This window comes from Stenotrophomonas sp. YIM B06876 (genome assembly GCF_030711595.1).
Lineage (GTDB): Bacteria > Pseudomonadota > Gammaproteobacteria > Xanthomonadales > Xanthomonadaceae > Stenotrophomonas.
Genome location: NZ_JAUJUJ010000044.1, coordinates 1 through 16,766 on the forward strand (window position 1 = coordinate 1; position 16,766 = coordinate 16,766).

Consider the following 16,766-nt stretch of genomic DNA (forward strand, 5'->3'; position numbering starts at 1 on the left):
GCCGCGGCGCAGGCGGGCCGCGTCAACCGCTGGCCGGCCGCAGCAGCGCGCCGCCGGCCGGAGAGCACCCCCGGATAACCGCACTCCTCAGACAGGCGGAAGCTGGCCCTGCTTGCGCACGATGGCCATCGCGATTTCCAGCGACTGCTCGTAGTTCAGCCGCGGGTCGACGCTGGAACGATAGGCCCGCTCCAGATCGCGCTCGGTAAGCTCACGCGCGCCGCCGGTGCACTCGGTGACATCCTCGCCGGTCAGCTCCAGATGCACCCCGCCCAGGCGCGTACCGGCGGCCGCATGCAGATCGAACGCCAGTTCCACTTCCGCGCGGATATTGTCGAAGCGACGGGTCTTGTACCCGTTGCTGGTGCTCTCGGTATTGCCATGCATGGCATCGCACACCCACAGCACCCGCCGTCCATCGCGCTTGACCGCGTCAAGCAACGCCGGCAGTTTCTCGGCGATCTGCGCCGCCCCCATCCGATGGATGAAACTCAGCCGGCCCGGCTCGTCTTCGGGGTTGAGCACATCGATCAGCCGCAGCAGCTGGTCCGGCTGCATCGACGGCCCCACCTTGATCGCAATCGGATTGCGCACCCCGCGCAGGTACTCGACATGGGCCCCGTCCAGCGCTGCGGTACGCATGCCGATCCACGGGTAATGCGTGCTCAGGTTGAAATACCCGCGTTGCCGCGGCACCTGCCGGGTCAGCGCCTGCTCGTAGGGCAGCAGCAGCGCTTCATGCGAGGTGTAGAAATCGATCCGGTTGAGGTTGTGCACCTGCGAGCCGGACAGGGTTTCCATGAACCGCACCGCGTCACCGATGGATACCACCATCTTCTGGTACTCGGCCGCCAGCGGCGAGCAACCGACCCAGTCCAGGTTCCAGTATTCGGGGTGGTGCAGGTCGGCAAAACCGCCATCGACCAGCGCCCGCACGAAATTCATCGTCATCGCCGAGCGCGAATGCGCGGTGATCATCCGCTGCGGATCCGGCATCCGCGCCGCCTCGGTGAACTCCGGCGCGTTGATCACGTCGCCGCGGTAGCTGGGCAGGGTGATGCCATCGCGGGTTTCGGTATCGGCCGAACGCGGCTTGGCGTACTGCCCGGCAAAACGTCCGACCCGGATCACCGGCATGCGCAGGCCGTGCACCAGCGCCAGACTCATCTGCAGCAAAACCTTGAGCCGGTTGGAAATGGTGCCCGACTCGCAATCGCTGAAGTTCTCCGCGCAATCTCCGCCCTGCAGCAGGAAGCGCCTGCCCTCCTGCGCATCGGCCAGTTGCTGCTTGAGCGCGAAGATCTCCCACGAGGTCACCAGCGGCGGCAACTGCCGTAATTCGGCCAGCGCCGCGTTCAAGGCATCCGGGTCCGGATACGTGGGCATCTGCAACCCCGGCTTGCTGCGCCAGCTGTCCGGTGCCCACGGCGGGGACGGAACGGCAGGCGCGGCGGAGCGGTCAGACAGATTCATGGGGGAGACACCAGTAACAGAAGGGAAAAGAACGTTTGGTGGTGATCAGCGCAAGCGTGGAACAGGCGTGCGGCACGCGGCGAAGATCGCCCAGCCAGCCAGCACCAGGAAACACAGCAGGCTCCACATCGGCATGCTCAGGCCCAGGAACTGCCAGTCGATGGTGCCGCAGTCGCCGGTGCCGGTCAGCACGGTACGGAACACCTCCAGCGGCCCCATGGTTTCGCTGAGGAAGCCCAGCGGCGGCCCGCAGCTGGACATGCCGTCCTTGGGCATCACCTGGATCCACACATGGCGCGCGGCGATACCCGCACCGATCGCGGCAGCCACCACAGCCAGCACCATATAGCCCTGCCGCCCCGTCTTCCCGCGCGGGCCATGCAGCGCGCCGATCAGGAACAGCAGGCCCAGCGCCGCGAATGCCAGCCGCTGGAAAATGCACAGCGGGCACGGTTCCAGCCCCTGCTGCAACTGGACGAAAATCGCATACCCCAGCACTGCGGCACAGACCGCAAAGCCAAGCAGGAACTGGGCACGGAAATTCCACTGCAACGGATTCATCGACAACGCTCATTCAGGCCAGTGCGCAAGAGTAGCAGCCCCACCGCCCTGCCCGACAGTCGCAGTGGCGCCGACAATCGCCCAAACAAAAAGCCCGGCAACCAGGCCGGGCTTTCGTGTGCGCTCTTGCGTAGTGGGTGGACTGATTACTCAGCCACTTCCTCGGCCACGGCGACCGCACGGTCGACCAGCTCCACGTACGCCATCGGCGCGTTGTCGCCGGCGCGGAAACCGCACTTCAGCAGACGCAGGTAGCCGCCCGGACGGGTGGCGTAGCGCGGACCCAGCACGGTGAACAGGATGCCGACGGCTTCCTTGTCACGCAGGCGGGCAAACGCCAGACGACGGTTGGCGACGCTGTCGATCTTGGCCAGGGTGATCAGCGGCTCGGCAACGCGGCGCAGTTCCTTGGCCTTGGGCAGGGTGGTCTTGATCAGCTGGTGCTTGAACAGCGACGCAGCCATGTTGGAGAACATCGCCTGGCGGTGGGCGCTGGTGCGGTTGAATTTACGGCCGGATTTCTGGTGACGCATGGTGTCGATTCCTGTGGTGTGTCGAATGTTGAACTGTTGGGTATCGCTGTCGCCTTCCTGGCGTTGGAACACGGACTGCGGATGGTCCTGACCGGCCCTCCAGGCCGGCATGCGCCGCGGGCTTGAAGCCCATCAACGCGGGTACTGCCTGCAACAACGCCCCCGCATGGTTGCCCATGCGGGGACGCAGATGTTGCTTAACCGAGCATGCCGTGCTGGGCGACACCGGCCGGCGGCCAGTTCTCCAGCTTCATGCCCAGCGAAAGGCCGCGCTGGGCGAGCACTTCCTTGATTTCAGTGAGCGACTTCTTGCCCAGGTTCGGAGTCTTGAGCAGTTCCACCTCGGTCTTCTGGATCAGATCGCCGATGTAGTAGATGCTTTCCGCCTTGAGGCAGTTGGCCGAACGCACCGTCAGCTCCAGGTCGTCGATCGGGCGCAGCAGCACCGGATCCACGCCATTGGTGGCCGGCTTCGTCGCACCGCGATCGCGATGGGTGAAGTCACCGAACACCGACAACTGGTCGCTGAGGATATCGGCCGCCGTGCGCACCGCTTCCTCGGCATCGATCGTGCCGTTGGTTTCGATATCCAGCACCAGCTTGTCCAGATCGGTACGCTGCTCGACGCGGGCCGCTTCCACCGAATAGGCGACGCGACGCACGGGCGAGAACGACGCATCCAGGACCAGACGGCCGATGGCACGGGTTTCCTCGTCCGGACGACGGCGTGCAGCCGCCGGCTGGTAGCCGAAGCCGCGCTCCACCTTCAAACGCATGTTCAGCGCAACGTCCTTGGTCAGATGGCAGATCACATGATCGCCATTGAGCACCTCGACGTTGTGGTCGACCTTGATATCGGCAGCAGTGACGATGCCCGGGCCCTGCTTGGACAGGGACAACGTAGCGCTGTCGCCGGTGTGCATGCGGATCGCCACGTCTTTCAGGTTGAGCAGGACTTCAAGCACGTCCTCCTGCAGCCCTTCAACCGTGGTGTACTCGTGCAGCACGCCATCGATCTCGACCTCGGTAACGGCAAAGCCCGGGATGGACGACAGCAGCACGCGACGCAGGGCGTTGCCCAGCGTATGCCCGTAACCACGCTCCAACGGTTCGATAACGACCTTGGCACGGGTGTCGGTAATGCGTTCGATCTGCGGACCGCGAGGACGCAGAACCTGATTGGCGGTAACCGTCATGTTGCGGGTTCTCCTGCGAACCTCCGGTACGACCCGGAGGTTCTCCATTGTGAATTACTTCGAATACAACTCGACGATCAGCGCTTCGTTGATATCCGCAGGCAGGTCGGCGCGATCCGGAACCGCCTTGAAGATGCCGGCAAACTTGCCCGAATCAACTTCAACCCACGAAGGACGCAGGTCGTGCTGGGCGGCAACGGTCAGGGCTTCCTGGACGCGCAGCTGCTTGGCAGCCTTCTCGGACAACGCAACCGCATCGCCCGCCTTGACCTGGTACGAAGCCAGATTCACCGACTTGCCGTTGACCGTGACACCGCGGTGCGACACCAGCTGGCGCGCAGCCGGACGGGTCACAGCAAAGCCCATGCGGTAGACCACGTTGTCCAGGCGGGTTTCCAACAGCTGCAACAGGTTCTCGCCGGTGTTGCCCTTCTTGGTCGAGGCCTTCTTGTAGTAGTTGCGGAACTGGCGCTCCAGCAGACCGTAGATACGCTTGACCTTCTGCTTTTCACGCAGCTGGGTGGCGTAGTCGGACAGCTTGCCCTTGCGGGCGGTAGCACCGTGCTGGCCGGGCTTCTGCTCCAGCTTGCACTTGGAGTCCAGCGCACGCGCCGGGCTCTTGAGGGACAGATCGGCGCCTTCGCGACGGGCGAGCTTACAGGTAGGACCAATATAACGAGCCATTTCTCTTCAGCTCCTCAGACGCGACGCTTTTTCGGCGGACGGCACCCGTTGTGCGGGATAGGCGTCACGTCGATGATGTTGGTGATCTTGTAGCCGACGTTGTTCAACGAACGAACGGCAGACTCACGACCCGGACCGGGACCCTTGATGCGGACTTCCAGCGACTTGACGCCGTAGTCCAGCGCAGCCTTGCCAGCCTTTTCGGCGGCAACCTGTGCAGCAAAGGGAGTCGACTTGCGCGAACCGCGGAAGCCGGCACCACCCGAGGTCGCCCAAGACAACGCATTGCCCTGACGGTCGGTGATGGTCACGATGGTGTTGTTGAAGGAAGCATGGACGTGGGCAACACCGTCGGTGATGACACGCTTGATCTTCTTCTTCGTTTTAGCAGCAGAAGGCTTAGCCATTTCTTAGTCCCTTACTTCCTGATCGCCTTGCGCGGGCCCTTGCGGGTGCGGGCGTTGGTACGGGTGCGCTGACCGCGCAACGGCAAGCCGCGACGGTGACGCAGGCCGCGGTAGCAACCCAGGTCCATCAGACGCTTGATGGCAATACCGATCTCGCGACGCAGGTCGCCTTCAACGATGTACTTGCCGACTTCCGAACGCAGGCGCTCGATTTCCGGCTCCGACAGTTCGCGGATCTTGGTGGTCGAAGTCACGCCTGCGGATTCGCAGACCTTCTTCGAACGGGTACGGCCGATGCCGTAAATGCTTTGCAACCCGACCCAGACATGCTTCTGGGCTGGCAGGTTGACGCCTGCAATACGCGCCATGACGCGGTTCTCCAGCTGAGAGTTGGCCGACTGCGCGCTAGGCACACAAGTCCGGCAGGATATATCAAAAGTGTTGATTAGCGGTTACAACAAGGTCCCGGCTTGCTTTTAAGTCCGCGGAACAGTGACGTTCCAGGAACCCGGCGTGGGGAGTGTGCCCATGCTCCGGCGCCGGATGCAGTTGACGGCAGGAATCCTCTCCTGCCACCGCCCGCGCTACTCCTGCGCGGAACCACCACATCACACCCCCACCCGAGACCGCTGCGGGGGCCGCCCTTCTATTTGGAAGGCCACTTCCGGGTACCGGCAGGCCTTCACGCTATCAGTCGGAAATTATACCCGGAAATCAGCCGCGAGCAAAACCGCCGCGCGAACCGCCCTTGAGGTTGGCCTTCTTCAGCAGGCTTTCGTACTGGTGTGACATCAGGTGGGCCTGGATCTGCGCAATGAAATCCATCACCACCACCACCACGATCAACAGCGAGGTGCCACCGAAGTAGAACGAGGCATTGAGCTGGGTGCGCAGCACTTCCGGCAGCAGACAGACGATCACCAGATACAGCGAACCGGCCGCGGTCAGGCGGGTCAGCACACCGTCGATATAGTCGGCCGTGCCCTTGCCCGGACGGATGCCCGGAATCAGCGCCCCGGACTTCTTCAGGTTGTCCGCGGTTTCCTGCGAGTTGAACACCAGCGCGGTGTAGAAGAACGCGAACCCGGAGATCAGCGCTGCAAACACGATCATGTGCAACGGCTCACCCGGCCCCAGCGCATTGGACACGCGCTGCAACCACGTCGCCGAACTGGCCTGGCCGGACCACATGGCAAGAGTCGCCGGGAATGCCAGGATGCTGGAGGCGAAGATTGCCGGAATCACACCCGCCATGTTCAGCTTCAGCGGCAGGAACGAGGTCTGGTTCATGTAGGCGTTGCGACCCCCCTGACGGCGGGCGTAATTGACCGTGATCCGACGCTGGCCGCGCTCGACGAACACCACGAAATAGGTGAACGCCAGAACCACCAGGGCAATCAGCAGCAACGAGATGAAGCTCATGTTGCCGTCACGGTACGCCGAGAGGGTGCCGATGACCGCCGCCGGCAGACCGGAGACAATGCCGGCGAAGATGATCAGCGACACACCGTTGCCGATGCCCCGCTCGGTCACCTGCTCACCGACCCACATCAGGAAGATCGTCCCGGCCGTCAGCGCGACCACGGCGGTGAGCACGAAGCCCATGCCCGGTGCGTAGACCACCGGCGCGCCGCCTGGGGACAGCTGGTTCTGCAGCGCCAACGCGATGCTGGCGCCCTGTACGATCGCCAGCCCCACCGCGCCGAAGCGCGAGTACTGGGTGATCTTGCGACGCCCCGACTCACCCTCTTTCTGCATCGCCTTCAGCGCCGGGAAAATATGCACGGCAAGCTGCATGACGATGGAGGCCGAGATGTACGGCATCACGTTCAACGCAAAAATACTGAAACGGTGCAGGGCGCCGCCCGAGAACATGTTGAACATGTCCACGATCCCGCCGCCCTGCGCCTGCATCAGCGAAAGCATGGCATCGGGATTCACGCCTGGCACCGGCACATAACAGCCGATGCGATAGACGATCAATGCCCCCAACACGAACAACAGACGCTGACGAAGTTCAGTGAACTTGCCCAGTCCGCCGCCGAGGTTTCCGATGCCCGCCTGCGCCATGTCCCAGTTACTCCTGTACGCTGCCGCCGGCAGCTTCAATCGCAGCCTTGGCACCTGCCGTGGCGGCAACACCCTTCAGGGTGAACGCCTTGGTCAGCTCGCCCTTCAGGACCACCTTGGCCTTCTTGGCAGTGCTCGGCACCAGCTTCGCGGCACGCAGTGCAGCGAAATCGATCTCACCGGCCGGCAGGCGGTCCAGATGGTAGGACAGCACTTCGGCAGTGTCCTTGGCCACCCGGGAAAAGAAGCCGATCTTCGGCAGACGACGCTGCATCGGGGTCTGGCCGCCTTCGAAGCCGGCCTTGATCTTGCCCTTACCCGAGCGCGCGAACGAGCCCTTGTGACCGCGGCCGCAGGTCTTGCCCAGGCCGGAGCCGATACCACGACCGACACGGGTGCGCTCTTTACGGGCGCCCGGGGCCGGACTCAGTTCATTCAGACGCATAGTCATTGGATTATTCCTCAACCTTGACGAGGTAGTGAACCTTGTTGATCAGGCCACGAACCTGTGGGCTGTCCTTCAATTCACGCACATCATTGAGCTTGTTCAGACCCAGCGCGCGCACCGACAGGCGGTGCACCGCACGTGAACCACGCAGGCCGCGCACCAGGCGCACCTTCACGGTCTTGTTGGTTTCATTAGCCATGGTTGAGATCCTCCACCTTCTTGCCGCGCTTGGCCGCAATGCGGGCCGGCGACTGCATGCCGGACAGACCCTTCAACGTGGCGCGCACCAGGTTGATCGGGTTGCGCGAACCCACGGCCTTGGCCAGCACGTCCTTCACGCCCACGGCTTCCAGCACGGCGCGCATGGCACCACCGGCGATCACACCGGTACCTTCCGAGGCCGGCATCATGAACACGCGGGCGGCGCCATGACCGTCCTTGACGGCATGCCACAACGTACCGTTGTTCAGATCGACGCTGACCTGGTTCTTGCGCGCCTGCTCCATCGACTTCTGGATGGCGACCGGCACTTCACGCGCCTTGCCATAGCCGAAACCGACGCGACCAGCGCCGTCACCGACCACGGTCAGTGCGGTGAAGGTGAACTGGCGACCACCCTTGACGGTCTTGCTGACGCGATTGACCGCGACCAGCTTTTCGATCATGCCGTCGTCTACTTTCTCTTCGCGACGGTCGCGATCACGACCTCGCGGTGCACGTTCTTCTGCCATTTCGATTCCTTGATTGATTGGATATGTACGGCTCTGGGCCGCTTATGGTTGTGGAATGAAGCGGTGATTCGTCCATCGCTGCAGAAGAGCGACAACGCCCGACGCAACCCGCGCCGGCAGGCAGGCGGAAGGCAGGGCGAACCCTGCCCTCCCAATCCTCAGAACTGCAGGCCGCCTTCGCGGGCAGCTTCGGCCAGAGCCTTGATGCGGCCGTGGTAGCGGTAGCCGGAACGGTCGAATGCGACCTTCTCGATACCGGCAGCCAGGGCGCGCTCGGCAACCAGCTTGCCGACCTTGGCGGCGGCGTCGCTGTTCTTGCCGTTCTTCAGACCTTCCTTGACGTCAGCCTGCAGGGTGTTGGCGGCAGCCAGCACCTTGGAGCCGTCGGCAGTGAAGACCTGGGCGTACAAGTGCTGTCCGGTACGCAGCACCGACAGCCGCGGCACGCCGAGTACACGGATATGCGAGCGGGTCGACTTGGCGCGACGCAGACGGGCGATGTTCTTGTTCATGATCTTTTTCCTTGGAAAGCCAGACGACCGGATTAGGCCTTCTTGGCTTCCTTGCGAATGATGACTTCACCGGCGTACTTCACACCCTTGCCCTTGTAGGGCTCCGGCGGACGGTAGCCACGAATCTTGGCGGCGACCTCACCGACGACCTGCTTGTCCGACCCCTGGACCAGAACTTCGGTCTGGGTCGGGGTGGCCAGGGTGATGCCTTCCGGCGCCACGAACACGACCGGGTGCGAGAAGCCCAGGGACAGGCTCAGGTCCTTGCCCTGCATGGCAGCGCGATAACCCACGCCGACCAGCTCGAGCTTCTTCTCGAAACCCTCGGACACGCCCTGCACCATATTGGCCAGGATCGAACGCACGGTACCCGCCAGCGCGACCTGCGATGCATCGCTCGCAGCAAGCGTGACGACGCCATTGTCGACAGTGATTTCAACACCGGCACTCTTGACCAGCGACAGCGAGCCCTTCGGCCCCTTCACGCTGACCAGCTCCGGCTGGATGTTCAGTTCAACGCCCTTGGGCAGGTTGACCGGCTTCTTGGCTACACGGGACATAGTGGACTCCTTCCCTTAGGCCACGAAGCACAGGACTTCGCCGCCGACGCCGAGCTGGCGCGCCTGCGCATCAGTCATGATGCCTTTGGAGGTGGAAATGATGGCGACGCCCAGGCCGTTGAGGACCTTCGGCAGCTCGGACTTGCCACGGTACTGGCGCAGACCCGAACGCGAGAAGCGCTTCAGGGTCGCGATGACCGGCTTGCCTTCGAAATACTTCAGGACGATTTCAAGCTCGGCCTTGTTGTTTTCGATCGGGTTGACGCGCAGGTCGGTGATGTAGCCTTCGGCCTTCAACACTTCTGCGATTGCAACCTTGATCTTGGAGGACGGGGCTTTCACCGTCGGCTTGCCAACCGCGGCCGCATTTTTAATGCGTACCAGCAGGTCGGCGATGGGATCAGTCATGCTCATAGTCGATACCTTTGAGTGCACCGATATCCGCTTTCGCGAAAATCTTGTGTTTCCTGGGAGGGGCCAGGACCTTTTTCCGTGCCACCGGCCGGAATCCGGGCGGGGCAGAAGCGGAATTATACGACAAAGAGTCCGACTTGCGTCGGACTCTCTGCAAAAATGCCGATCAGGCTGCCCTGCCCGGCATCCCGGGCCAGACCTTGCGGCCTGGCCGGGGCTTTCTTACCAGCTCGCCTTGCGCAAGCCCGGCACGTCGCCGCGCATGGTGGCTTCGCGCAGCTTGTTACGGCCGAGGCCGAACTTGCTGTAGACGCCACGCGAACGACCGGACAGCTCGCAACGGTTGCGGTGGCGGCTCGGCGACGAATCGCGCGGCAGCTTGGACAACTTGGTCGATGCTTCGATCTTCTCTTCGTAGGTCGCGTCCACCGAGGACACGATCTTCTTCAGAGCCGCACGCTTGTCAGCGAACTTCAGGGCCAGCTTTTTCCGCTTGATGTCGCGGTTGACCATTGAGGTCTTTGCCATTTCGGTTTCCTCGACGAATCAGTTACGGAACGGGAACTTGAACGCTGCCAGCAGCGCCTTGGCTTCCGCATCGGTCTTGGCGGTGGTGGTGATGGCGATATCCATACCGCGGATCGCATCGACGGCGTCGAAATCGATTTCCGGGAAGATGATCTGTTCCTTCACACCCATGTTGAAGTTGCCACGACCGTCGAACGAACGACCCGACACACCGCGGAAGTCACGCACGCGCGGCAGCGAGATGTTGATCAGGCGATCCAGGAACTCGAACATGTTGTCGCGACGCAGCGTGACCTTGCAGCCGATCGGCCAACCATCACGGATCTTGAACGAAGCCACCGAAACGCGCGACTTGGTCACGATCGGCTTCTGGCCGGTGATCTTGGCCATATCCGCGACCGCGTTTTCCAGGATCTTCTTGTTGGTGGCCGCTTCGCCCACACCCATGTTCAGGGTGACTTTGGACAGACGCGGCACCTGCATCGGATTGGTGTAGCCGAACTGCTTCATCAGCGCCGGCACCACTTCTTCCTTGTAGAACTTTTCGAGACGGGAATTCATCAAATCATTCCTCAGGCGTCAAACGCCTCACCGCTGGAGCGGAACACACGCAGTTTGCGTCCATCCTCCAGCACCTTGAAGCCAACGCGCTCGCCCTTGCCGGAAGCCGGGTTCAGGACATTCACGTTGGAGATATGGATCGAGGCTTCACGCTCGACCACGCCGCCGGCAACACCTGCCTGCGGATTCGGCTTGGTGTGGCGCTTGACGATGCCCACATTGGCAACGACCACCCGGTCGCCGTCAACGCGGATCACTTCGCCCTGCTTACCCTTGTCCTTGCCGGTGTTGACGACAACCTGGTCGCCCTTCTTGATACGGTTAGCCATGTATATGTCCTCCGCTCACAGCACTTCGGGAGCGAGCGAGACGATCTTCATGAACTTCTCGGTACGCAGCTCGCGGGTAACCGGCCCGAAGATGCGGGTGCCGATCGGCTCTTGCTTGTTGTTCAGCAGGACCGCGGCATTGCCGTCGAAACGGATCAGCGAACCGTCAGCGCGACGCACACCCTTGCGGGTACGCACCACAACCGCGTCATACACCTCACCCTTCTTGACCTTGCCGCGCGGAATCGCGTCCTTCACGGTGACCTTGATGATGTCGCCAATGTGCGCGTAGCGGCGCTTCGAGCCGCCCAGCACCTTGATGCACATCACTTCCTTGGCACCGGAATTGTCAGCGACGTCGAGGTAGCTCTGCATCTGGATCATGATTCAGGCTCCTTATTTCGCTGCGCGGGTGATGACTTCCACCACCCGCCAGTTCTTGGTCTTGGACATCGGCGCAATTTCGGTCACACGAACGAAATCACCTTCACCGCAGGTGTTTTCGGCGTCGTGTGCGTGGAGCTTGCTCGAGCGCTTGATGTACTTGCCGTACAACGGGTGCTTGACCTGGCGCTCCACCAACACGGTGACCGTCTTGTCCATCTTATTGCTGACGACACGGCCTTCGACCGTGCGCAGCACCTTGCTTTCATTATTGTCGCTCATGGCGGCCATCCTTACTTCGTGCTGCCGATCAGGTGCTTGACGCGAGCAATCTCGCGGCGCACCCGGCGGGTTTCATGGGTCTTCGGCAGCTGACCGGTGACCTGCTGCATGCGGAGCGAAAACTGCTCCTTACGCAGGTCAACCAGGTGGACCTTGAGATCGTCCGCCGACTTTTCGCGGAGTTGTTTGATATCCATCAGCGCACCGTCCGGGTCACGAAAGTGGTGGTCACCGACAACTTCGCAGCAGCCAGGCGGAACGCCTCGCGAGCCACGTCTTCGCCGACGCCCTCGATTTCATAGATCATGCGGCCTGGCTGGATCTGGGCCACCCAGTACTCCACGCTGCCCTTACCGGCACCCATACGCACTTCGATGGGCTTCTTGGTGATGGGCTTGTCGGGGAACACACGGATCCACATCTTGCCGCCGCGCTTGACGTAGCGGCTGATCGAGCGGCGCGCCGCTTCGATCTGGCGCGCGGTCAGCTGGCCGTGCGCCGTTGCCTTCAGGCCGTACTCGCCAAAGCTGACGGCATTCGCACTCCAGCTCAGACCGTCGTTACGGCCTTTGTGCATCTTGCGGTATTTGGTTCGCTTGGGTTGCAACATTGCCGTTACCTCGCTTCACGAGCCGGGCGCTGACGGTCACCACGGTCGCCGCGATCGTTGCGATCGTTGCGCGGGGAGTCGTCCTGCTTTTCCTGGCCAACCTGGGAGAAATCGAAAATCTCGCCCTTATAGATCCAGACCTTGATGCCGATGATGCCGTAGGTCGTCTTGGCTTCAGCGAAGCCATAGTCGATGTCGGCACGCAGCGTATGCAGCGGCACGCGGCCTTCGCGGTACCACTCCGAACGGGCGATTTCCGCACCGTTCAAGCGGCCACCGACGTTGACCTTGATGCCCAGGGCACCCAGACGCATCGCGTTGCCGACCGAGCGCTTCATCGCGCGGCGGAACATGATGCGACGCTCAAGCTGCTGCGCGATCGACTCGGCAACCAGCTGTGCGTCCAGCTCGGGCTTCCGCACTTCGGTGACGTTGATGTGGGCGGGAACGCCCATCATCTCGCTCACTTCCTTGCGCAGCTTCTCGATGTCCTCACCACGCTTGCCGATCACCACGCCCGGACGGGCGGTGTGAATCGTCACGCGCGCGGTTTTCGCCGGACGCTCGATCAGGATTTTACTGATGCCAGCCTGAGCAAGCTTCTTGCGCAGCATCTCGCGGACCTTGAGGTCGGCGAGCAGGTAACCGGCAAACTCGGCTTTGTTGGCGTACCACTTGGAGTTCCAATCCTTGGAAATACCGAGGCGGATACCAATCGGATGAACTTTATGACCCATCGTCTTTTCCTTTCCGCTTACTTGCCGGCGGCCACAACCACAGTGATGTGGCTGGTGCGCTTGAGAATGCGGGTACCGCGGCCTTTCGCCCGCGCCATGAAACGCTTCAGGGTCGGACCTTCATCAACCATGATGGTCTTGACCTTCAGCTCGTCGACATCGGCGCCCTGGTTGTTCTCGGCATTGGCAATAGCCGACTCCACCACCTTCTTGATCAGGTGTGCAGCCTTTTTGTCCGAGAACTTCAGCAGATTGACCGCGCGTTCGGCCTGCAGTCCGCGCACCTGGTCAGCGACCAGGCGAGCCTTCTGCGGGGAGATGCGCGCAGAGCGCAGGATTGCTTTCGCTTCCATCGTCATCTCTCCTTACTTGCCCGACTTCTTGTCGCCACCGTGACCCTTGAAGGTCCGGGTGACGGCAAATTCGCCGAGCTTGTGACCGACCATGTTCTCGTTGACCAGCACCGGAACGTGGTTCTTGCCGTTATGCACGGCGATTGTGACCCCTACCATTTCCGGCAGGATCATGGAACGGCGCGACCAGGTCTTGATCGGCTTCTTGCTGCCCGCAGCGGCCTCCACCTTCTTGACGAGGTGGTGATCGACGAACGGGCCCTTCTTGAGTGAACGTGCCATGGTCGATTAGCCCCTACGATCGCGGACGATGAACTGCTGAGTGCGCTTGTTATGGCGCGTCTTGTAACCCTTGGTCGGCACACCCCACGGGGTGACCGGATGCGGATTACCCTGGCCGGCCTTGGCCTCACCACCACCATGCGGGTGATCCACCGGGTTCATGGCAGCACCACGAACGGTCGGCTTCACGCCACGCCAGCGCTTGGCGCCAGCCTTGCCCAGCTTCTGCAGGTTGTGCTCGTCGTTGCCGACTTCGCCGATGGTGGCACGGCACTCGACCGGCACCTTGCGCATTTCACCCGAGCGCAGACGCAGGGTGGCGTAGATGCCTTCACGGGCGACCAGCTGCACGGCTGCACCGGCGGCACGGGCGATCTGGGCGCCCTTGCCCGGCTTCAGCTCGATGCCGTGGACCGTGGTACCGACCGGGATGTTGCGCAGCGGCAACGTGTTACCGGTCTTGATCGGAGCATCCGAGCCGGCGATAACCTGGTCACCCGCCTTCAACCCCTTGGGGGCGATGATGTAGCGACGCTCACCATCGACGTAGCACAGCAGGGCGATATGGGCAGTGCGGTTGGGATCGTATTCGATCCGCTCCACGCGTGCCGGAATGCCTTCCTTGTTGCGCTTGAAGTCAATGACGCGGTAGTGCTGCTTGTGACCGCCACCGACGTGACGGACGGTGATGCGACCGTGGTGGTTGCGACCACCGGACTTGCTCTGCGGCTCCAGCAACGCTGCGTGCGGTGCGCCCTTGTGCAGATCGGGCGTGACCACGCGCACGGCCGAACGACGGCCTGCGGAGGTGGGCTTGAATTTAATCAATGGCATGGGATGTACCTCAGGCCTTGGCCGTTACATCGATGGTCTGACCATCGGCGAGACGCACGTAAGCCTTCCGCCAATCGCCGCGACGGCCGGTGCGGTTACGGAAGGACTTGTTCTTGCCCTTGACGTTAAGCACGTTGACCGCTTCGACCTTGACATTGAACAGCTGCTCGACCGCGGCCTTCACATCGGCTTTGGTGGCTTCGTTCGAAATCTCGAAGACATACTGGTTGGAAAGTTCCTGCAGGCGCGCGGTCTTTTCGGAGACTCGCGGAGCGCGCAGCACGCTGAAGATTTTTTCGTTGCTGCTCATGCCAGCCACTCCTCGACCTTCTTGACCGCATCAGCGGTGATGACGACCGTGTCGGCACCGACCAGCGACACCGGGTCCAGGCCCTGCACGTCACGCACCTGCACATAAGGCAGATTGCGCGCCGACAGGTACAGCGACTCGGACGCGTCCTCGGTCACGATCAGCGGGCGCTTGCCCACTTCCAGACCGGCCAGCTTGACGACCAGGTCCTTGGTCTTGGTGGTTTCGACGTCGAACGTCTCCACAACCGTGATGCGGCCCTGACGGTTCAGCTCGGACAGGATCGCGCACATGGCGGCACGGTACTGCTTGCGGTTGACCTTCTGATCGAAGCTGCGCGGCTTGGCCGCGAACGTCACACCACCGCCGACGAAGATCGGAGCCGTCAGCGCGCCATGACGCGCACCGCCGCCCTTCTGCTTCTTCGACTTCTTGGTGGTACCAGCCACTTCAGAACGCGTTTTCTGAGCCTTGGTGCCGGCACGTGCGGCGTTGCGATAGGCAACGACGACCTGGTGAACCAGATCTTCGCTGAATTCGCGACCGAACACGGCTTCGGAGACCGAGACCTTGTTGTTGCTACCCGTGATAACGAGTTCCATCGTCATCTCTCCTTATGCCTTGCTCGCCGGACGCACGATCACGTCACCACCGGCTGCGCCAGGCACGGCGCCGCGAATGGCAATCAGACCACGCTCGACGTCGACCTTGACCACTTCCAGGTTCTGCGTGCTCTGCTGCACAGCACCCATGTGGCCGGACATCTTCTTGCCCGGGAAAACGCGACCCGGGGTCTGGCGCTGACCCAGCGAACCCGGCGCGCGATGCGACAGCGAGTTACCGTGGGTTGCATCGCCCATACGGAAGTTGTGGCGCTTGATGGTGCCCTGGAAACCCTTACCCTTGGTGACACCCTGAACGTCGACCTTCTGGCCAACTTCAAAGATGTCCGCCTTGACTTCGCCACCGACGGCGAAATCGCCGAGCAGCGCGTCTTCAACGCGGAATTCCCACAGGCCACGACCGGCTTCGACCTTCGCCTTGGCGAAGTGTCCGGCGATCGGCTTGTTGACCAGTGCGGCGCGACGGGCGCCAACGGTCACCTGCACGGCGCTGTAACCGTCGGTTTCAACGGTCTTGATCTGCGCGATGCGGTTCGGGGTTGCTTCGATCAGGGTCACCGGGATGGACTGGCCATCTTCAGTGAAAACGCGGCTCATGCCAGCCTTGCGGCCCACGAAGCCCAACGAATATTTCTTCGTCATGGTCGTAGTCCTCAGGTCAGCTTGATCTGCACGTCGACGCCGGCAGCCAGTTCGAGCTTCATCAGCGCGTCCACGGTCTTGTCGTTGGGGTCGACGATGTCGAGCACGCGCTTGTGCGTGCGGGTCTCGTACTGGTCACGCGCGTCCTTGTCGACGTGCGGGGAGACGAGGATGGTGTAACGCTCGATCTTGGTTGGCAGCGGAATCGGGCCACGCACTTGCGCGCCGGTCCGCTTGGCCGTTTCTACGATCTCGCTGGCTGAACGGTCGATCAAGCGATGATCGAACGCCTTCAGCCGAATCCGGATCTTTTGGTCCGCCATGACGGTGGGTATCCTTCGTTAAAAGAGCGACGGGCAAGGCCTCTGGGATGCCTGCCCCGGGTAAATTCCTGAAGAAAGGTCGCCGCCGACTCCTGCGCGACGCCAAGGCCAGTCCATAAGCCTCAAAAAACTGAAGCAGGCCAGAATTACCCGGCCTGCCCAGACGAAAAAGTATAGCGCACGTACAAAACAGTCGTCAACAGCAATGCTGTCGACTTTGCGCGTACGGCGCGACCTTCCAGGTCTGGCGAACACGAGGCGCTTCCTGCACCTCTTTTCGCATTTTTACGACCCGATGCCCTACCCAGGCAACACCGGGTCGCGAATTCTACACTATTACTTGGTGATCTTGGCAACCACACCGGCGCCGACGGTACGG

29 protein-coding genes are annotated in these 16,766 nt (G+C 62.1%); all 29 read right to left on the reverse strand.

The genetic code is table 11. From position 1 onward, the window contains the following. Positions 1-87: 87 nt before the first annotated feature. A complete protein-coding gene (locus tag QZH66_RS13280) occupies positions 88-1,473 on the reverse strand; it encodes a 3-deoxy-7-phosphoheptulonate synthase class II (protein ID WP_305806423.1) in 1,386 nt (461 codons plus the stop codon). Between the two features lie 45 nt (positions 1,474-1,518). After that, entirely contained in the window at positions 1,519-2,034 is a 516-nt protein-coding gene (locus QZH66_RS13285) for a disulfide bond formation protein B (protein ID WP_305806424.1), read from the reverse strand. Positions 2,035-2,180: 146 nt separating this feature from the next. Beyond that, the gene (gene rplQ, locus QZH66_RS13290) at positions 2,181-2,567 is read right to left on the reverse strand and encodes a 50S ribosomal protein L17 (protein WP_305806425.1); all 387 of its coding nucleotides are present in this window, start codon (positions 2,565-2,567) and stop codon (positions 2,181-2,183) included. A gap of 197 nt (positions 2,568-2,764) precedes the next feature. Then, positions 2,765-3,763: a DNA-directed RNA polymerase subunit alpha gene (rpoA, locus tag QZH66_RS13295; protein WP_305806426.1), complete on the reverse strand. Its 999-nt coding sequence runs from the start codon at positions 3,761-3,763 to the stop codon at positions 2,765-2,767. A gap of 54 nt (positions 3,764-3,817) precedes the next feature. Continuing rightward, positions 3,818-4,447, reverse strand: a complete 630-nt coding sequence (gene rpsD, locus QZH66_RS13300) for a 30S ribosomal protein S4 (protein WP_017355428.1) — start codon at positions 4,445-4,447, stop codon at positions 3,818-3,820. 14 nt (positions 4,448-4,461) lie between these two features. Continuing rightward, on the reverse strand, positions 4,462-4,854 hold the full coding sequence (rpsK, locus tag QZH66_RS13305) for a 30S ribosomal protein S11 (RefSeq protein WP_305806427.1): 393 nt from the start codon (positions 4,852-4,854) through the stop codon (positions 4,462-4,464). 11 nt (positions 4,855-4,865) lie between these two features. Then, positions 4,866-5,222 (reverse strand): 30S ribosomal protein S13, encoded by a 357-nt coding sequence (gene rpsM / locus QZH66_RS13310; protein WP_305806428.1) that lies wholly within the window; start codon positions 5,220-5,222, stop codon positions 4,866-4,868. A 346-nt stretch (positions 5,223-5,568) separates the two neighbouring features. After that, positions 5,569-6,924, reverse strand: coding sequence for a preprotein translocase subunit SecY (gene secY, locus QZH66_RS13315; RefSeq protein ID WP_305806429.1), 1,356 nt, complete (start codon positions 6,922-6,924; stop codon positions 5,569-5,571). 7 nt (positions 6,925-6,931) lie between these two features. Beyond that, complete coding sequence (gene rplO / locus QZH66_RS13320; protein WP_305806430.1) at positions 6,932-7,375, reverse strand: 50S ribosomal protein L15; 444 nt, start codon at positions 7,373-7,375, stop codon at positions 6,932-6,934. A 4-nt stretch (positions 7,376-7,379) separates the two neighbouring features. Next, entirely contained in the window at positions 7,380-7,571 is a 192-nt protein-coding gene (rpmD, locus tag QZH66_RS13325; RefSeq protein ID WP_305806431.1) for a 50S ribosomal protein L30, read from the reverse strand. Then, positions 7,564-8,103, reverse strand: coding sequence for a 30S ribosomal protein S5 (gene rpsE, locus QZH66_RS13330; RefSeq protein WP_305806432.1), 540 nt, complete (start codon positions 8,101-8,103; stop codon positions 7,564-7,566). The genes rpmD and rpsE overlap by 8 nt, the downstream gene beginning before the upstream one ends. A gap of 158 nt (positions 8,104-8,261) precedes the next feature. Continuing rightward, positions 8,262-8,615 carry a 50S ribosomal protein L18 gene (gene rplR, locus QZH66_RS13335; RefSeq protein WP_305806433.1) on the reverse strand — a complete coding sequence of 118 codons (354 nt, stop codon included), beginning with the start codon at positions 8,613-8,615 and terminating at the stop codon, positions 8,262-8,264. Positions 8,616-8,647: 32 nt separating this feature from the next. Continuing rightward, positions 8,648-9,175, reverse strand: coding sequence for a 50S ribosomal protein L6 (rplF, locus tag QZH66_RS13340; protein ID WP_305806434.1), 528 nt, complete (start codon positions 9,173-9,175; stop codon positions 8,648-8,650). A gap of 15 nt (positions 9,176-9,190) precedes the next feature. Beyond that, positions 9,191-9,589 carry a 30S ribosomal protein S8 gene (rpsH, locus tag QZH66_RS13345; RefSeq protein WP_305806435.1) on the reverse strand — a complete coding sequence of 133 codons (399 nt, stop codon included), beginning with the start codon at positions 9,587-9,589 and terminating at the stop codon, positions 9,191-9,193. Between the two features lie 222 nt (positions 9,590-9,811). Then, positions 9,812-10,117 (reverse strand): 30S ribosomal protein S14, encoded by a 306-nt coding sequence (gene rpsN / locus QZH66_RS13350; protein ID WP_305806436.1) that lies wholly within the window; start codon positions 10,115-10,117, stop codon positions 9,812-9,814. A gap of 18 nt (positions 10,118-10,135) precedes the next feature. Next, complete coding sequence (gene rplE, locus QZH66_RS13355; RefSeq protein WP_305806437.1) at positions 10,136-10,678, reverse strand: 50S ribosomal protein L5; 543 nt, start codon at positions 10,676-10,678, stop codon at positions 10,136-10,138. A gap of 11 nt (positions 10,679-10,689) precedes the next feature. Continuing rightward, on the reverse strand, positions 10,690-11,007 hold the full coding sequence (rplX, locus tag QZH66_RS13360) for a 50S ribosomal protein L24 (RefSeq protein WP_305806438.1): 318 nt from the start codon (positions 11,005-11,007) through the stop codon (positions 10,690-10,692). 15 nt (positions 11,008-11,022) lie between these two features. Continuing rightward, positions 11,023-11,391, reverse strand: a complete 369-nt coding sequence (gene rplN / locus QZH66_RS13365) for a 50S ribosomal protein L14 (RefSeq protein WP_305806439.1) — start codon at positions 11,389-11,391, stop codon at positions 11,023-11,025. A gap of 12 nt (positions 11,392-11,403) precedes the next feature. Beyond that, positions 11,404-11,673 (reverse strand): 30S ribosomal protein S17, encoded by a 270-nt coding sequence (gene rpsQ, locus QZH66_RS13370; RefSeq protein ID WP_305806440.1) that lies wholly within the window; start codon positions 11,671-11,673, stop codon positions 11,404-11,406. Positions 11,674-11,684: 11 nt separating this feature from the next. Then, a complete protein-coding gene (gene rpmC / locus QZH66_RS13375) occupies positions 11,685-11,870 on the reverse strand; it encodes a 50S ribosomal protein L29 (protein WP_305806441.1) in 186 nt (61 codons plus the stop codon). Further along, entirely contained in the window at positions 11,870-12,283 is a 414-nt protein-coding gene (gene rplP / locus QZH66_RS13380; protein ID WP_305806442.1) for a 50S ribosomal protein L16, read from the reverse strand. Before rplP ends, rpmC begins: the two co-directional genes overlap by 1 nt. 5 nt (positions 12,284-12,288) lie before the next feature. Beyond that, positions 12,289-13,020, reverse strand: coding sequence for a 30S ribosomal protein S3 (rpsC, locus tag QZH66_RS13385; protein WP_305806443.1), 732 nt, complete (start codon positions 13,018-13,020; stop codon positions 12,289-12,291). Positions 13,021-13,037: 17 nt separating this feature from the next. Continuing rightward, on the reverse strand, positions 13,038-13,373 hold the full coding sequence (rplV, locus tag QZH66_RS13390) for a 50S ribosomal protein L22 (protein ID WP_305806444.1): 336 nt from the start codon (positions 13,371-13,373) through the stop codon (positions 13,038-13,040). A 12-nt stretch (positions 13,374-13,385) separates the two neighbouring features. After that, positions 13,386-13,655 carry a 30S ribosomal protein S19 gene (gene rpsS, locus QZH66_RS13395; RefSeq protein ID WP_057629591.1) on the reverse strand — a complete coding sequence of 90 codons (270 nt, stop codon included), beginning with the start codon at positions 13,653-13,655 and terminating at the stop codon, positions 13,386-13,388. A 6-nt stretch (positions 13,656-13,661) separates the two neighbouring features. After that, a complete protein-coding gene (rplB, locus tag QZH66_RS13400; protein ID WP_305806445.1) occupies positions 13,662-14,489 on the reverse strand; it encodes a 50S ribosomal protein L2 in 828 nt (275 codons plus the stop codon). Positions 14,490-14,499: 10 nt separating this feature from the next. Continuing rightward, positions 14,500-14,799 (reverse strand): 50S ribosomal protein L23, encoded by a 300-nt coding sequence (gene rplW, locus QZH66_RS13405; protein WP_305806446.1) that lies wholly within the window; start codon positions 14,797-14,799, stop codon positions 14,500-14,502. Continuing rightward, on the reverse strand, positions 14,796-15,401 hold the full coding sequence (rplD, locus tag QZH66_RS13410; protein WP_305806447.1) for a 50S ribosomal protein L4: 606 nt from the start codon (positions 15,399-15,401) through the stop codon (positions 14,796-14,798). Before rplD ends, rplW begins: the two co-directional genes overlap by 4 nt. Before the next feature lie 12 nt (positions 15,402-15,413). Further along, a complete protein-coding gene (rplC, locus tag QZH66_RS13415) occupies positions 15,414-16,064 on the reverse strand; it encodes a 50S ribosomal protein L3 (protein ID WP_305806448.1) in 651 nt (216 codons plus the stop codon). A gap of 11 nt (positions 16,065-16,075) precedes the next feature. Continuing rightward, the gene (rpsJ, locus tag QZH66_RS13420) at positions 16,076-16,387 is read right to left on the reverse strand and encodes a 30S ribosomal protein S10 (RefSeq protein ID WP_010341589.1); all 312 of its coding nucleotides are present in this window, start codon (positions 16,385-16,387) and stop codon (positions 16,076-16,078) included. Positions 16,388-16,766: the final 379 nt, after the last annotated feature.